At 63.5% G+C, this 15,572-nt stretch carries 11 protein-coding genes and 1 pseudogene; 8 read left to right on the top strand and 4 right to left on the bottom strand.

Going from position 1 to position 15,572, the window contains the following annotated elements:
* Window positions 1-111 precede the first annotated feature (111 nt).
* From HQ394_RS17650 to HQ394_RS17660, 3 genes are all read left to right on the top strand, one after another.
* Window positions 112-1,257: a carbohydrate porin gene (locus HQ394_RS17650; protein WP_456151646.1), complete on the top strand. Its 1,146-nt coding sequence runs from the start codon at window positions 112-114 to the stop codon at window positions 1,255-1,257.
* Between the two features lie 117 nt (window positions 1,258-1,374).
* Window positions 1,375-2,583: an ABC transporter ATP-binding protein gene (locus HQ394_RS17655; protein ID WP_190261291.1), complete on the top strand. Its 1,209-nt coding sequence runs from the start codon at window positions 1,375-1,377 to the stop codon at window positions 2,581-2,583.
* Entirely contained in the window at window positions 2,580-3,758 is a 1,179-nt protein-coding gene (locus tag HQ394_RS17660; protein WP_190261292.1) for a cytochrome-c peroxidase, read from the top strand. Before HQ394_RS17655 ends, HQ394_RS17660 begins: the two co-directional genes overlap by 4 nt.
* A 249-nt stretch (window positions 3,759-4,007) precedes the next feature.
* Here the strand turns inward: HQ394_RS17660 and HQ394_RS17665 are convergent.
* A pseudogene (locus HQ394_RS17665) lies at window positions 4,008-4,430 on the bottom strand (IS110 family RNA-guided transposase); the annotation flags it as partial.
* A 246-nt stretch (window positions 4,431-4,676) separates the two neighbouring features.
* Window positions 4,677-5,687 carry an IS110 family RNA-guided transposase gene (locus tag HQ394_RS17670; protein ID WP_190261293.1) on the bottom strand — a complete coding sequence of 337 codons (1,011 nt, stop codon included), beginning with the start codon at window positions 5,685-5,687 and terminating at the stop codon, window positions 4,677-4,679.
* Between the two features lie 203 nt (window positions 5,688-5,890).
* On the opposite strand from HQ394_RS17670, the gene HQ394_RS17675 reads away from it, so the two are divergent.
* Both HQ394_RS17675 and HQ394_RS17680 read left to right on the top strand, forming a co-directional pair.
* Window positions 5,891-7,252 carry an IS1182 family transposase gene (locus HQ394_RS17675; protein ID WP_190260069.1) on the top strand — a complete coding sequence of 454 codons (1,362 nt, stop codon included), beginning with the start codon at window positions 5,891-5,893 and terminating at the stop codon, window positions 7,250-7,252.
* Between the two features lie 276 nt (window positions 7,253-7,528).
* Entirely contained in the window at window positions 7,529-7,843 is a 315-nt protein-coding gene (locus HQ394_RS17680) for a DDE-type integrase/transposase/recombinase (RefSeq protein WP_407644757.1), read from the top strand.
* A gap of 174 nt (window positions 7,844-8,017) precedes the next feature.
* Here the strand turns inward: HQ394_RS17680 and HQ394_RS17685 are convergent, their stop codons facing one another.
* Both HQ394_RS17685 and HQ394_RS17690 read right to left on the bottom strand, forming a co-directional pair.
* Window positions 8,018-8,548, bottom strand: coding sequence for a hemerythrin domain-containing protein (locus HQ394_RS17685; protein ID WP_190261295.1), 531 nt, complete (start codon window positions 8,546-8,548; stop codon window positions 8,018-8,020).
* A gap of 170 nt (window positions 8,549-8,718) precedes the next feature.
* Window positions 8,719-10,401, bottom strand: coding sequence for a glycosyltransferase family 39 protein (locus HQ394_RS17690; protein ID WP_456151456.1), 1,683 nt, complete (start codon window positions 10,399-10,401; stop codon window positions 8,719-8,721).
* Between the two features lie 290 nt (window positions 10,402-10,691).
* Between HQ394_RS17690 and gmd the strand changes: the two genes are divergently transcribed.
* From gmd to HQ394_RS20860, 3 genes are all read left to right on the top strand, one after another.
* Window positions 10,692-11,753 carry a GDP-mannose 4,6-dehydratase gene (gmd, locus tag HQ394_RS17695; protein WP_190261297.1) on the top strand — a complete coding sequence of 354 codons (1,062 nt, stop codon included), beginning with the start codon at window positions 10,692-10,694 and terminating at the stop codon, window positions 11,751-11,753.
* 45 nt (window positions 11,754-11,798) lie between these two features.
* A complete protein-coding gene (gene fcl, locus HQ394_RS17700) occupies window positions 11,799-12,740 on the top strand; it encodes a GDP-L-fucose synthase (protein ID WP_317629048.1) in 942 nt (313 codons plus the stop codon).
* Window positions 12,741-15,027: 2,287 nt separating this feature from the next.
* A complete protein-coding gene (locus HQ394_RS20860; RefSeq protein WP_317628962.1) occupies window positions 15,028-15,543 on the top strand; it encodes an OmpA family protein in 516 nt (171 codons plus the stop codon).
* Window positions 15,544-15,572: the final 29 nt, after the last annotated feature.

The raw sequence follows: 15,572 nt of genomic DNA on the forward strand, positions 1-15,572 counted from the left end.
GCGATCGAGGACTGGCTGAGCGGGGATTATGCCACTGGCGACTGGGGCGGCGTCCGCACCCAGTTGGAGGAAGCAGGGATTACGCCCGAGGCGGCGTACACCACCGATATGATGGCGGTGCGCAACGGCAATGCCGGCAGCGGCGATGGCTGGGACTATGCCGGGCGGATCGATTTCGGCATTAACTTCGACTTTGAAAAGCTGGCAGGCATCCCCGGATTCAGCCTCTATACCAGCGGTGCCTGGTCGTCGGGCCACAACCTGTCGGACCGGCAGGTGGGCAACATGTTCGCCGTCCAGCAGATCTACACCGGGCGCGAGGTGCGCCTGTCGGAGATGTATCTGCAACAGCAGCTGCTTGAGGATCGGCTCTCCTTCAAGGTCGGCCGGCTGACCACTGAGAACGACTTCATCTCCTCGGACATCTACACCAACTACGTTAACGGCGGCATCAACGGCACGCCGGCGAATATTCCCGGTGGCAACTTCGGCTTTACCACGGCGCCCTTCGCCCAATGGGGCGTCGTCGCCGCCGGCGAGCCGGTGAACGGTCTGCGCCTCGCCGCCGGCGTCTACAACGCCAACGAACATTCGGTCGATGACACCCGAAACGGCGTCGATTTCGATCTCGATCCTGGTGATGGCGTTCTCGCCATCGGCGAGATTGGCTACAGCTGGAACCAGCCGGCGGAAGAGGAAGCGGCTGAGACGACCACCGCCGCGGCAGAGGCGCATCAGCCGACCGAGTACGAGCCGGCCGAGGGGGATACNTCGGGACTCGCCACGCTGCCGGGCATGCTTAAGGTCGGCGGCTGGCTGTATGAGAGCGGTGATCGCGAAGACATCAAGGATGGCGGCAACAAGAACGGCAACCCTGGCCTGTATATATCACTGCAGCAGATGGTCTATGAGGAACCGGACGGCAAAGGCCAGGGTCTTACCCCCTGGATGGTCGTCACCTACATGCCGCGGCAATCGATCAACGAAAATCCGGTCTTCTTCGGCGGCGGTCTCGTCTACAAGGGTTTAATTCCGACGCGTGACGACGATAACACCGCACTCGGCTTCTTCTACGGTAATCTGTCGAAGGATCTGCAGCCGGGTGGATCGGAAAAGGTGTTCGAAATGGCATATACCGTCCAGGTCACACCGTGGTTCTACGTCCGTCCGGATATCCAGCTGGTCTTCGACCCCGCCGGTGTTTCGAGCGCCGACACGGCCATCGTCGGTGGCGGCGAAATCGGCATCGTTTTCTAACGTACAGCGTTGAGATGGGTGCACTTCGGCCGTGGCAGTGGATCGGGCGGAAGTTGGCTCAACAGCCGCACGTCGGGAGAAGCTGCATGTGTGCTCGGAGCGACCGGTGAGGCGGTAATGGCGAACGCCCATAGCATAGCCCAGACGAGGACAACCGGGGCCAGCCGTCGCGATGCTCACCTTGACGACCCAAGCGGCATTCATCATGACGCTCATCGCACTTCCGGCATCGTTGGCGGGATAGCGTCTGCGCCGGCCGGGCTGCATCTGGATGCGATCAGCCACGCCTTCGACGGCAAGCCGATTCTGCGCGGTGTATCGGTCACCGTCGATCGTGGCGAAGTGGTGTGCCTGCTGGGCCCATCCGGTTGCGGCAAGACCACCTTGCTGCGTCTCGCCGCCGGGCTTGAACGCCTGCAGCAGGGCCGCATCTGCGTAGGCGACGTGGTTGTCGCCGATGCGGCGGCCGGCCTGCACTGGCCGCCGGAACGGCGTCACGTTGGCCTGATGTTCCAGGACTATGCGCTGTTTCCCCACCTGACCGTGCAGGAGAACGTGTGCTTCGGCATCGACCGCAGCGCGCGCAACAACACCTGGGTTCGCGCCGCGTTGGCCAGGATGGAGCTTGCCGACTGGGCCAGGGCGTATCCGCATACGCTCTCCGGCGGTCAGCAGCAGCGGTGCGCGCTGCTGCGAGCGTTGGCACCACAGCCGAAAGTATTGCTGCTGGACGAACCGTTTTCCGGCCTCGATGTGGCGCTGCGTGCACAGGTTCGCGATGAGACGGCGCAGTTCCTGCGCGATACCGATATTTCTACCCTGCTGGTTACGCATGACCCGGAGGAGGCGATGGTCCTGGCGGACCGGCTGCTGGTCATGCGTGACGGACGGGTGGTGCAGGAGGGGGCACCGGCGGAAATCTATCTGCAGCCACGCGAGCCCTTCGTCGTCGAGTTGTTCGGGCCAGTGAACCGGTGGGCGGGGCGGGTGACCGGGAAGCAGTTGGCGACGCCGCTTGGCTTCCTTGCCGCCGGCGGAGCTGACGAAGGCAGCGAAGCTGTCGCTCTCATCCGCCCCGAGGGCATTCTGCTTGACCCGGATTTCGCCCAACGCGGTGCCACTGGCCACCGCGCCGTGGTGCTTGACCGTCGTCTCATCGGTGGTCTCAGCGCCGTCACTCTTGCCACCGAAGTCGGCGACTGGCGGCTCAGGGCTTTGGTCACCGGCATTTTCCTGCCGACGCCAGGCAGTTATGTGGGGATTACGATCGATCCGGGGCGGGTGTTCGTCTTTGCCGCTGCTGCAGGCGAGGGTTCGCACGGATGAAACGCTCTGTCGCCATTGCCGTCGCCGCCGCCTTGGCCGCTGGCGGCATTGCGGCTCTGGCTTCGGTCATGCATGCCGTTCCGAAAGCGTCGGCGCATTACGACAGTCGTGAAGCGTTGGGCGAAGCATTGTTCTTCGACACGAATCTGTCGAAAAACCGTACGCAGGCCTGCGCCAGCTGTCATTCACCCGACGCTGGTTTCGCCGACGGGCGGCCGACGGCGGCGGGTCGCGCGGTCTCCCTCGGCGACGACGGCCACTCGCTCGGCGACCGCAACGCGCCGACCGCGGCTTATGCTAGCTTCAGCCCGCCGTTTCATCGCGCCGAGGATGGCCGCTATCTGGGCGGACTCTTCCTCGACGGTCGGGCATCGACGCTGCAAGACCAGGCGGGTGGACCGCCGCTCAACCCCTTGGAAATGGGAATGCCGGATAAGGCGGCGGTGGTGGCGCGCCTGCAAGAGAATCCCGCTTACGTGGAGGCGTTCGCCCGTCTGTTCGCCACGGATGCGCTTGGTGATGCCGAAAAGGGCTATGCGGCGATGACGGCCAGCATCGTCGCCTTCGAGCGCACGCCGCTCTTCGCTCCCTTCGATTCCAAGTACGACCGCTGGCTGCGTGGCGAGGAGAAGCTCACCGAACAGGAAGAACTCGGCCGTGTCCTCTTCTTTTCCACTCAGTTTGCCAGTTGCTCGCAGTGTCACCTGTTGGAACGGGGCCAGGTGCGCAGCGACGAGATCTTCAGCAATTTCGAGTACCACAATATCGGCGTCCCGATTAACCGGGCGGTCCGGACGGTAAACGGCCTGCCCGCCGACCATGTGGACGGCGGTCTGGCACAAAATCCGGCGGTCATCGAGCCACAGGCCGAGACGGGCAAGTTCAAGGTGCCGTCACTGCGCAATGTCGCCGTCACCGGACCCTACATGCACAACGGCGTCTTTACCGATCTGCGTACCGTTGTCTTGTTCTACAACAAGTACACCACCCACAATCCCGAGCGACTGATCGATCCGGAAACCGGCAAACCGTTCGATGCGCCAGAGGTGAATGCCAATATTTCACTGGAAAAGCTAAAAATGGGACGGGCCCTCGACGACAAACGCATTGACGCACTGGTCGCCTTCCTCAAGACGCTGACCGATCGCCGCTACGAAGCGAAGCTCGCGCCCTAACCCGTGTGTGGACGGCCCCCTGGGTGCAAGGGGTGAGGGGGAGAAAATCTGATCTGGTGCGATGGCAGTCGTGTGTCCGGCCTGTTTTGCGCGGCACGATGTCCGCTGGCCCAGATGGGTTCCGCGATCCACGCCCAAACGGATTAGCGGCCTTGATGGCCACCGGGCTACCCGGGTTCTGTGGATCGTCGGCTCGACCGATCAGCATCTCTCCGTCCTCAGCCCTGCACCTGCGGCATCAACGAGTGGTCAAGCGGTTGCCGGCTGGCGATACGCCTCTCCACTCGTCATCATCGCCCAGACGATGCGGGCCATCTTGTTGGCCAGCGCGACCGCCGCGAGCTTGCGCGGCCGCCTCGCCAGCAAAGCGATGAGCCACGCCGAGGCCTTTCCCGGCTTGGCCTGTCGGATCACCGCGGTTGCTCCCAGCACCAGCAACTGGCGCAGCCGCTCGTCGCCGGCGCGGCTGATCCCGCCCAGCCGCGTCTTGCCGCCGGTGGAATGCTCGCGCGGAGTCAGCCCCAGCCAGGAGGCGAAATGCCGCCCCGACTTGAACTGGCTGAAATCGACCCGCAGCACCAGGCTCAACGCGCCGATCGGCCCGATCCCCGGCACCTCCGCCAGCATCTGGCTGGTTGGCGTCTGTTTGTGTTGCGCCACCAGCCGGGCGTCGTGTGTGGACGGCCCCCTGGGTGCAAGGGGTGAGGGGGAGAAAATCTGATCTGGTGCGATGGCAGTCGTGTGTCCGGCCTGTTTTGCGCGGCACGATGTCCGCTGGCCCAGATGGGTTCCGCGATCCACGCCCAAACGGATGGGCGGCCTTGATGGCCACCAGGCTACCCGGGCTCTTTAGATCGTCGGCTCGACCGATCAGCATCTCTCCGTCCTCAGCCCTGCACCTGCGGCATCAACGAGTGGTCAAGCGGTTGCCGGCTGGCGATACGCCTCTCCACTCGTCATCATCGCCCAGACGATGCGCGCCATCTTGTTGGCCAGGGCGACCGCCGCGAGCTTGCGCGGCCGCCTTGCCAGCAAAGCGATCAGCCACGCCGAGGCCTTTCCCGGCTTGGCCTGTCGGATCACCGCGGTCGCTCCCAGCACCAGCAACTGGCGCAGCCGCTCGTCGCCGGCGCGGCTGATCCCGCCCAGCCGCGTCTTGCCGCCGGTGGAATGCTCGCGCGGAGTCAGCCCCAGCCAGGAGGCGAAATGCCGCCCCGACTTGAACTGGCTGAAATCGACCCGCAGCACCAGGCTCAACGCGCCGATCGGCCCGATCCCCGGCACCTCCGCCAGCATCTTGCTGGTTGGCGTCTGTTTGTGTTGCGCCACCAGCCGGGCGTCGACCTCAGCCAGCCGCGCATCCAGCCGACCGATCTCGGCGCCCAGCAACGCCAATGCGTCCTTCGCCGGCGTCGGCAGATCCGCGTCCTCGGCGACGTCGGCCAGCAGCTTTGCCACGCCTTGGCGGCCAAGGCGGCCGACGTGACCGAACTCGGCCGCGTGTCCGCGCAGCGCGTTGACCAGCTGCGTGCGTTGGCGCACCAGCAACTCGCGCACCGACAGCAGCATCGCGTTGGCCTGCTGGTCCGCCGACTTGACCGCGACCTCGCGCATCTCCGGCCGGGCCGCGGCTTCGCTGATCGCCTCGGCATCGTTGCGATCGTTCTTGCCGCGCTTGACGAAGGGTTTGACGTATTGCGGCGGGATCAACCGCACCGTGTGGCCGAGCCCAGCCAGCACACGGCCCCAGTGATGCGAGCCGCCGCAGGCCTCCAGCACCACCTCCATCGGCGGGCGGCGCGCGAAGAATGGTACCATGTCCTGGCGGCGCAGATTGCGGCGCAGCACCGCCCGCCCGTCGGCATCCGTGCCATGTAGGGTGAAAACGGACTTGGACGTGTCGATCGCAATGCGGGTAATCTCGGTCATGGACGGCTCCTGTTCACTTCGACAGCGAACCTTGGCACCAGATGCCGCGGGGCCGTCCACCCCAACGGATTATGCGTCCTGATCGGCGGGTGCCGCGTCGTTCATTGGAATTGCTTAGCAGCCTGTCGGACTTAACGCGAGGCGGAGCTGTGGGTTATAGAATCCGGGCATGGATTCACGCCCCCGGCCCGGACCTCTTCGGCATGAGCAACTTCCGCCCGATCGACCGCGACAGCGGATTTCTGATGCCGCCGTCGGTGGACGAGTGGCTTCCGCAGCGGCACTTGGCGCGGTTCGTGGTGGAGGTGATCGCGGGGCTGGATCTGCGGCCGATGACCGGCAGCTACCGTGGCTCTGGGGAAGCGTCCTACCACCCCAGCCTTCTGCTGGGCATTCTGATCTACGGCTACGCCACCGGGGTGTTCTCCAGCCGCAAGCTGGAGCGGGCGACCTATGACAGCGTGGCGTTCCGCTTCATCGCGGCGAACGATCATCCGGACCATGACACCATCGCCGCGTTCCGCCGACGCTTTCTGCCGCAGATCGAGAAGCTGTTCGTCCAGGTGCTGGTGCTCGCGCGCGAGATGGGCGTGCTGAAGCTGGGAACGGTCGGGCTCGACGGGACCAAGGTCCACGCCAATGCCAGCCGGCACAGCGCGCTGTCCTATGACCATGCGGGCAAGCTGGAGGCCCAACTGCAGGCCGAAGTGGCCGATCTCATGGCCAAGGCAGAAGCGGCGGACCAGGTGGACATCGCTGACGGCATGTCGATCCCCGACGAACTGGCGCGACGTGAGGAACGGTTGTCCAGGCTCGCCGAGGCCCGGGCGAAGATCGAGGCCCGCGCGAAGGAACGCTTCGAACGGGAGCAGGCAGACCATCAGGCGAAACTCGCAGCACGGGACGCCAAGGCAGCGGCCACCGGCAAGAAGCCCACGGGCCGTGAGCCGAAGCCGCCGGTGGCGACGCCGCTGCCCACGGATCAGATCAATCTGACCGACGAGGAAAGCCGCATCATGGCGGTGGCGGGCGGCGGTTTTGAGCAGTGCTACAATGCGCAGGCGGCGGTGGCGGCGGGCAGTCTGCTGGTGGTGGTCGCCGACGTGGTGCAGGCGCCCAACGACAAGCAGCAGCTTACACCCATGCTGGACAAGATCGGCACTCTGCCGGACGTGCTCGGCAGGCCGGACATGCTGTTGGCGGACAATGGCTACTTCAGCGAGGCGAATGTGCAGGCCTGTGTGGCCGGCGGGATCGAACCGCTGATCGCACTTGGTCGCGAGGCGCATCATCTCAGCCTGCAAGAGCGCTTCGCTGCGGCGCCACCGGCGCCCGAAGACCCCACCCCGGTTCAGGCGATGGCGTATCGGCTGCGCACGCCGCAGGGCCGCGCGCTCTACGCCCTGCGCAAGCAGACGCCCGAGCCAGTGTTTGGCATCATCAAGTCCGTGCTGGGGTTCCGGCAGTTCCTGCTGCGCGGGCTCAATGCCGCCCGTGGCGAGTGGAGGCTTGTGACCATGGCATGGAACCTGAAGCGGATGTTCGCCCTCAGCCGCGCCGTCTAGCCTGCGCGGCCAGTTCCGCAGGCGCGCCAGCGCGACCGCACCGCCCAAAATGGCGCTGACAGAGGCGCCGACGCACCGATCCCTACGCAGGTCCGGCGACGCCCGAGACGCAAGTCCGACAGGCTGCTAGGATTCGGTTCTCGAAGCCAATCCATGTCGTTTCCGCAGCGCCCACCCGCCATGGTTGATCCGACACTGCCGCTGCCTGACCTGCCACCGGTTGCCGGCGAAGAGTTGGTCGCCCGGTTCGATGGCGGCCGGCTGAACCAGATCTGGCTGGCGGACATCACCCGCATTCCCACCGACGAGGGCTGGCTGTATCTCGTCGTCGTCCTCCACCTGTTCAGCCGCAAGGTGATGGGATGGGCGATGCGCGATCACCTGCGCCAGGAACGCACAATCGCCGCGCTGACGATGGCCATCCAGCGGCAACGGCCCGGTCGCGGTTTGATCCGTCACTCCGTCCGCGGCAGCCAATACGCCGCCGGCCGCGATCTGTCTATTTACATCGAAACCTACGACAACCGTCAGCGGCTCAACGCCGCACTCAGATACCGTACTCCCGAGCAAGCCGAGTTTCACGCCGCATAACTCGGGTTCCACTTTTTCCGGGGAAGATCAATTCGTCTGTCCCTCATCAGGCCTGACTCCACCCCATGCGGAGGAAAAACGCAGTGACAAGTCAGGCTGAGTCACTCACGCCAAGTGCCGGCATGCCGCGTCCAAGCAAGCGGTGGCGGTGCGGTGGTCGTGCGGGCGATTGATTTACAAGGCGAAGGCTGGTTGGCGGCTGTTGGCGCGGTCGGCGAGGTGATCGAGCGCCAGTTGGTGGTCCATTTGCGGATCGAGGAACTCATCGAGGTGCTGGACGATATTCAGCTCTTCTTTTTGCAAATGCTGCAGTACTTCGGCGATCAGCGCGGACGCCGCGGCACGAAACTCGCTCCAGCGTTCGGCGCCGGTCCCGGACTGCAGCATAGCATCGGCGACAACGCGCAGCCGCATCGCCATCGGTTCGATCGCCAGATGCTCGATGGCAAGAGCATTGGTCAACTCACGTTTGCCGCATTGACGGATCAGCGGAAAAATCACCGTCTCTTCGAAGGCGTGATGGCCGATCACCTCGTCGAGCGCGGCAACGAGTTCCTCCAGCTGGTGGCGATCCTCGGCGTTTGCTGCATCGAGCGGTTGGCATTCGTAGGCGCCGCCAACGCGATTCTCCAACCCGCAGACAGCCACCAGAATACGGAAATGCTCTTCGTGCAGAAGTTGTCCCAACTCGGTCAGATTGGACATAACTGCGTCTCCCGCCGGCTTCGCGCTTGCGGCAGCATAAATGCTGCGATGCACAAAGTTTATCAACGGCAGTGCGACAGTCAACCATTGGTTTGCGGCAGTGGTGCTGGCGAGGTTTTTCGTTGCCACCCGGCGATCGATGCTGCTGCCAATCCTAACTGGATAGGGGGCTACTCAGACTCGGACGAAGGTGCACTGGGGACGACCGGCGCCGGCGCATCGGGCGTCGTGGTTTCAGGCGCTGCCGAATCGGGCACAGGGGCGGGAGTGTCGGTTGACGCTGCCGGGGGCGGCAGTTTCTCGTAGAGCCGCCCTAAGGGCACATCCACCGCCACCTTATAATCGCGCTCCAACATCGCCATCAGTGTCGGATGGAGAGCGGCGAAATCGGCGGCGAGTCGCGATTCAATGAAGAAGTAGCGAGGCGGATTGGCTTCCAGTCGCTGTGGAATGTCCTGCCAGCGTGCGACCGGCGTCAGCGCGGCGAACCATTCCCCCGGCACCGGCTGCCCGATATCGCGATGACTGAGCAGGATCAGTGTCAGATCGTCGATGGAATAGACGGGATCGTTGCCGCCAGTGGCATTGAGATAGTCGGCAACCGCCGCCGCGTCGGCGTAGATGGGGAAGTTCTGCCGGCGATAGCCGTCGGCATCCAGGTGATTGACGTAGAAGGCTTTCCACTGAGCGCGGGCGTCCTCGCCGAGCGGCCGCGCGAGACCGGCGATCGGCAAAACGACCAGCAGCGCGGTCAGCCCCATGGCGCCAACGGCGAGATATTGGCNGCGGGCGGCGAGCGCGCCGACGATTCGGTCGATCCCGCGTACGCTGAGGATGCCGATGGGGACATAGAACAAAAGGAAGTGATAGGACCACCAGGATGTTCGCTGCACCAGCAGCGCGACAGCGGCGGCGACGATCCAGGCCCACAGAAACGAGGTAAACTTGGGCTCGTTCGAGCGGACGACGCCGTCAAGGGTGGCCAAGGCCAGCAGCAGCCATGGCGTGAGGCTGGCCACCAGCACAGCGGCGCCCTCGATGAGGCGAAACATCGGTGCCGGGTTGCTTATGGCGAGATTCTCGATCGGCCAGATAAAATTGGTCCAGAAGTACTCGGCAAAGGCGCCCTGAAAGAGGAAAATCAGCGAAATTGCGCCCCAAACGACGATGACTCCGGCGGCAAAGGGGATCCAGAGTCGGCCGAGCGACGTCATTGCCGGTGTCGTGCGCGGCCGCCGCAACAGATGCCAAGCGGCGAGGAGGGCGAAAGCGACCGGTATGGGGGCAAGAACATGTTTGAAGGCGGTGCCGATTCCGGCAGCGATGCCCGCGGCGAAGGACAGGACGCAGGTGTGACGATCGGTCTGGCTTGCCTTCCAGAGACACCAAGCGGCGAGGAAAAAGGGCAGGCCGACCATGATCTCGACCTGCGTTTGACTGTAGTCTTGGGCAAAAACAAAGTAGGGAACGATCGCCGCGACCGCAGCGGCGGCCGACAGCCAGCGATAACGGAAGTAACCTCGCAACAAAACCATAATCAGGACGGCGAGGACCAGCATCCAGATCAGCTCGAGCAGGTGAACGGCGCGTACTGATGGTCCGAAAAGGGCGATGGCCAAACTGTGGAAGGCAAGGATCGCCGGCTGCCTGACGTCCCAGACGTCGCGATAGGCGACGGCGCCATCCATCATCCGCAGCGCCATCCAATGGTGGATGGCCTGGTCACGGCCGAAGGGATGCTCGAGCTTGAGCACGCCGGCGATAGCGATCAATGCGAGAGCGAGGGGATACCATAACAGTGCGATGGCGCCCAAAATCGTTCTCCCATCAACGGGTGGGTACAGTCGCGACATCCACCCCCAGTGTTGCCGTCAGTGTTGCCGTTTCGCCGCCTGCTGTGGAAGCTTACTCCCACAGCACGCTGTTTATCGCCAGACGGCGGGTGGGTCCAGCGCCACGTAACTGGCGCTGTGCCCCGACAGGCGCTTGGCGGGCCGGAAGCGATGCTGCAGTTTCCGTGTGACAGCACGGTCGCGTTCGGGGCAGGTGCCGCAATCTGCCCTTGGCATTTCCGCACTTGCGAAGTAGATTGCCGCCGCCTGCGAGATGATTTATCTCGCTCGTTTAGAAATGGAGAAGCGCATTGGTACGAAAGGTTGCATTTATCACTGGTGTCACCGGACAGGATGGCGCGTTGCTCGCGGAGCTTCTCCTCGGAAAAGGCTACGAGGTACATGGCACAAAGCGGCGTTCCTCTTCGTTCACGGGGCGTGTCGATCATTTATATGTCGATCCTCACGTTGAGGATGCGCGATTCTTTATTCATTACGCAGACGTAACCGACTCGACCAACCTCATTCGTCTCATTCAGGAAGTGCAGCCGACGGAGATCTACAATCTCGCGGCGCAAAGTCATGTGCAGGTCAGCTTCGAAACGCCCGAGTATACGGCGAATGCCGATGGAATTGGCACGCTGAGGCTGCTTGAAGCGATCCGCATCTTGAAGCTTGAGGATACGGCGCGATTCTATCAGGCGTCGACCTCCGAGCTCTACGGAAAAGTTCAGGAAATCCCGCAAAAAGAAACCACGCCGTTTTACCCGCGCAGTCCGTATGCGGCGGCTAAGCTTTATTCGTTCTGGATTACTGTGAACTATCGAGAAGCATACGGTATGCATGCTTCGAACGGTATTCTATTTAATCACGAAGGGCCGACGCGCGGCGAAACCTTTGTTACGCGGAAGATTACGCGTGCTGTTGCCGCTATTACGCTCGGCAAGCAGAAGCGGCTCTATCTCGGCAATCTCGACGCCAAGCGCGACTGGGGCAATGCGCGGGATTACGTCGAGGGGATGTGGCGCATTCTGCAGCAGGAGACGCCGGACGATTACGTGCTGGCCACCGGTGAAATGCATTCGGTCCGGGAGTTCATCGAACTCGCGTTCCAGCACGTCGACCGCGCGATTACTTGGCGCGGCGAGGGCGTGGACGAGCAGGGGCTGGATGCCAAGACCGGTGAGGTGCTGGTGGAGGTAGACCCGCGCTATTTCCGTCCGACCGAAGTTGAACTGCTGCTGGGTGATCCGAGCAAGGCCCGGGAAAAGCTTGGCTGGACGCACAAGACACCGTTCCGCGAACTGGTTCGGGAGATGGTTGCTTCGGACCTGGCGGTGGTCGGGCAGGAGAAGTGGCGCAACGATGCCTGAGGACGTCATGCCCGAAGGAATNNGCAGAGTAACGCGGCGGCGGCGCTGGATCTGACCGGTAAGCGGGTCTGGGTCGCGGGCCACCGCGGCATGGTGGGAGCCGCCGTTGTCCGGCGGCTGGCAGAGGAAAATTGCGTCGTGCTGACGGCGGGCAGGGCGGAGGTGGACCTGCGGCGTCAAGCGGCGACCGAAAGCTGGATGGCCGCGCAGCAGCCGGATGCGGTGATCGTTGCCGCGGCGACGGTGGGTGGAATCTACGCCAACGACACCCGGCCCGCTGAGTTTCTCTATGACAATCTGATGATCGAGGCCAACATCATCGGTGCCGCGCATCAACTGGGCGTGGTCAAGCTGCTCTTTCTTGGCTCATCGTGCATCTATCCACGCATGGCACCACAGCCGATAACTGAAGATGCCTTGCTGACCGGGCCGCTCGAGCCGACCAACGAGTGGTACGCCGTGGCCAAGATCGCCGGCATCAAGATGTGTCAGGCCTACCGCCGTCAGTACGGCTGCGATTTCATCTCCGCCCAGCCGACCAATCTGTATGGGCCGGGTGACAATTTCAGCCTGTCGCAGAGCCATGTCATCCCGGCGCTGATGGCAAAGGCGCATAACGCTAAGATCGCCGGGGCAAAGTCGCTGGAGGTGTGGGGCACGGGAACACCAAAGCGCGAGTTCCTCTATGTGGACGACCTCGCCGACGCCCTGGTGTTTCTGCTCAAGAACTACTCCGGTTCGGTGCAGCTGAATGTGGGCACCGGCGTAGACATCTCCATCGCGGATCTTGCCCGTCTCGTTTGCAGCGTCGTCGGCTTTGAAGGCGAACTCGTTTTCGATGCATCGAAGCCGGACGGAACGCCGCGCAAACTGCTGGATGTCAGCCGCCTAAACACGCTTGGCTGGCGTGCAGAAACCGAATTGGCCGACGGCCTGCGCACAACCTATGCTTGGTTCTGTGATCATTACCGTGAGGCCCGGCTTTAGGGCCGGGTATGTCGACGCGCTGTTCAAAGCCAAGCGCGAGCATGGCTCGGCCGTTAAGCCCTGTCGGAGCTTGTTTGAAGTGGTAGCCATCAGAGCCGGCAGCCGGGCCGCTACCCCCGGCACGCGGCCCGGCGCCAAGGTGCAATGCCGTAGCAGGCACCCGGCTGGTGTCCCCATCTCACCAAACTCTGGCACTCTTTAAAAAGAGCAATAGAAGCAATATTACTTCCGGACGGGGAGTGTCGCTAGCCGCCGTCCGCATTCCTTTACGTTGCGTTTCCTGGATAGTTTTTCACGAAACAATCGTCGATTGCCTGCATGGAGCCGACTTAGCGGGTAACGGGTGGTGGCAGACAATCGGTTGTATTAAAAGGCAAGGACACGTGCTGCGCGATGCCGCCAGCTGCCAGCGGGGCAGGTTGGTGCCAAGTGTGACCAAACCGATTGACGTGGCGGTCATGGCGCCGTAAGCGAACGGGCTCCGGCTGCATCGCGAAAGGATTGTTTCACTGATGACCCGGCCGCGGCGGTATGTGATGCGGATGGCGGCGTTTCTGGCTGCCGTCGCCACGGTAGTCGCCTTGCTTTATCCCGGTTTGCGCCACGCGTTCGAGACCAACGCGCCGCTCAACGGTTTGATCCTGGGGGTCCTGTTTCTGGGGATCCTCTACAACATTCGCCAGGTGCTCCGCCTGGANGCGGAGGTCGGCTGGATCGAGCGGCTTCGCGCCGGTCCCGGCGAGGCGAAGCCCGGGAGCCCGCCGCGCCTGCTTGCACCGATGGCGGCGATGCTGGGAGAGCGGCAGCAGCGGCTGTCGTTGTCACCGCCAGCGCTGCGGTCGCTCCTTGATGGCATTGCCTCCCGCCTTGACGAGACCCGCGACCTATCGCGCTACATCATCGGCCTCCTGGTCTTCCTCGGCCTGCTCGGCACCTTCTGGGGCTTGTCGCAGACGATCGGTTCGGTGGGCGAGGTGATCAAGAGCCTTTCCGTCAGCGGCGATCCCGGCACCGTGTTCGAGAATCTGAAGCGCGGCCTGGGGATGCCTCTGGCCGGAATGGGGACCGCGTTCTCCTCGTCGCTGTTCGGGCTCGCTGGCTCCTTGGTGTTGGGGTTTCTCGACCTGCAGGCCGGCCAGGCGCAGAACCGCTTTTTCAACGAAACCGAGGACTGGCTCTCCAGCCTCACCCGCCTGCCGAGCGGTGCGCTGACGGACGACGGCGACCACTCGGTGCCGATTTATGTGCAGGCGCTGCTGGAACAGACCGCCGAGAGCCTCGAGTCACTGCAACGGACGCTGCAGCGGGGCGAGGAGGGACGGATCACGGCCAATGCCCATCTGCTGGCGCTGTCGGAAAAGATCAGTCTCCTCACCGACCAGATGCGCACGGAACAATCGTTGATGCTGCGCTTCGCCGAAAGCCAGAACGATATCCGCCCCATCCTTGGCAAGCTCAGCGACGGCATCGCCGGGATGTCGAGCGGGCTTGACGAGACGACCCGCGCGCACATTCGCAACCTTGATGTCTATGTCGCCCGGCTGATTGAAGAGATGATCGCTGGCCGCGAGGAGACGGTCCGCCAGATCCGCAGTGATATCAAGCTGCTCGCCCGGACGATCGCCGCCGTAGCCGACGAAGCTGAACGCTTGTAGGCGGATCGGTCGCCATGGCCCTCGCCAACCGTCGCAACCGCACCACCGTCAACATCTGGCCGGGCTTCGTCGACGCCCTCGCCACCTTGTTGATGGTAATCATCTTCGTTCTCCTCGTCTTCGTTCTCGCCCAGGTGTTTCTCAGCGAGGCGTTGTCCGGCCGGGAGACGGCGATTAAGGAGTTGCAGGGCCGGATGGCAGAGCTGGCCGACATCCTGGCGCTGGAACGACGCGAAAAGGACGAGATGAACCGGCGGATCGAGGGGCTGTCGGGCGAACTTGCNCGCCTCGCTCACCAGCCGCAGCGAACTGGAGGCGACGCTGCAGGCGCTGCGGTCGCGGGCCGAGAGCGCCGAGGCGAAGAACCAGGCGAGCGAGCAGGAGGTGGCCCGCATCGCTGCCGACATCGCCGCCCTGCAGGCACTGAAAGCCGAGCTGGAGAAGCAGGCGGCGGCTTTGGGCCAGCGAGCGACGTCGGCGGAAGCAGGGCTGATCGAAGAGAAGAAGCTGTCGGAAAGTGCGCGGGCCCAGGTGGCATTGCTGAATCAGCAGCTGAGTGCATTGCGCGACCAATTGCAGCAGTTGACTGCNNCGCCCTCGACGCATCGGAGAAAAAGGCGGCCGAGCAGGAGGTGCAGATCGTCAACCTCGGTCAACGGCTGAACGCGGCGCTGGCCGGCAAGGTGCAGGAACTGGCGCGCTATCGTTCCGAGTTTTTCGGCCGGATGCGCGAGATCCTTGGCGACAATCCGGATATTCGCATCGTCGGCGATCGGTTCGTCTTCTCCTCGGAGGTGCTGTTCGCCCCCGGCTCGGCCGAGATCGGCGAGGAAGGCCGCAGCCAGCTCATCCGCGTCGGCCAGGCGCTGAAGGAGATCACGGCGAAAATTCCGCCCGACATCGACTGGATCCTGCAGGTGGAAGGCCACACCGACCGGGTGCCAATCAATACATCGCAGTTTCCCTCCAACTGGGAATTGTCGCAGGCGCGGGCGATGTCGGTTATCCGGCTGCTGACCGAGCAGGGAATTCCGCCACAGCATCTTGCGGCCGCCGGCTATGGGGAGTTTCATCCGCTTGAGACTGGCACCGGCGATGCGGCGCTGCGCCGCAACCGGCGAATCGAACTGAAACTGACGCAGCGATAAGCGGCTCGCGTCGGCAGGACACAGAATAG

Origin of the sequence: Defluviicoccus vanus, from assembly GCF_014672695.1 — a bacterium.
Taxonomy (GTDB): Bacteria; Pseudomonadota; Alphaproteobacteria; order Rhodospirillales; family Defluviicoccaceae; genus Defluviicoccus; species Defluviicoccus vanus.

Coding starts and splice junctions, on each gene's coding strand:
- HQ394_RS17660 (WP_190261292.1), top strand. CDS start 2,580: ATGAAACGCTCTGTCGCCATTGCCGTCGCCGCCGCCTTGGCCGCTGGC.
- HQ394_RS17670 (WP_190261293.1), bottom strand. CDS start 5,687: ATGACCGAGATTACCCGCATTGCGATCGACACGTCCAAGTCCGTTTTC.
- HQ394_RS17685 (WP_190261295.1), bottom strand. CDS start 8,548: ATGTCCAATCTGACCGAGTTGGGACAACTTCTGCACGAAGAGCATTTC.
- HQ394_RS17655 (WP_190261291.1), top strand. CDS start 1,375: ATGGCGAACGCCCATAGCATAGCCCAGACGAGGACAACCGGGGCCAGC.
- HQ394_RS17675 (WP_190260069.1), top strand. CDS start 5,891: ATGAGCAACTTCCGCCCGATCGACCGCGACAGCGGATTTCTGATGCCG.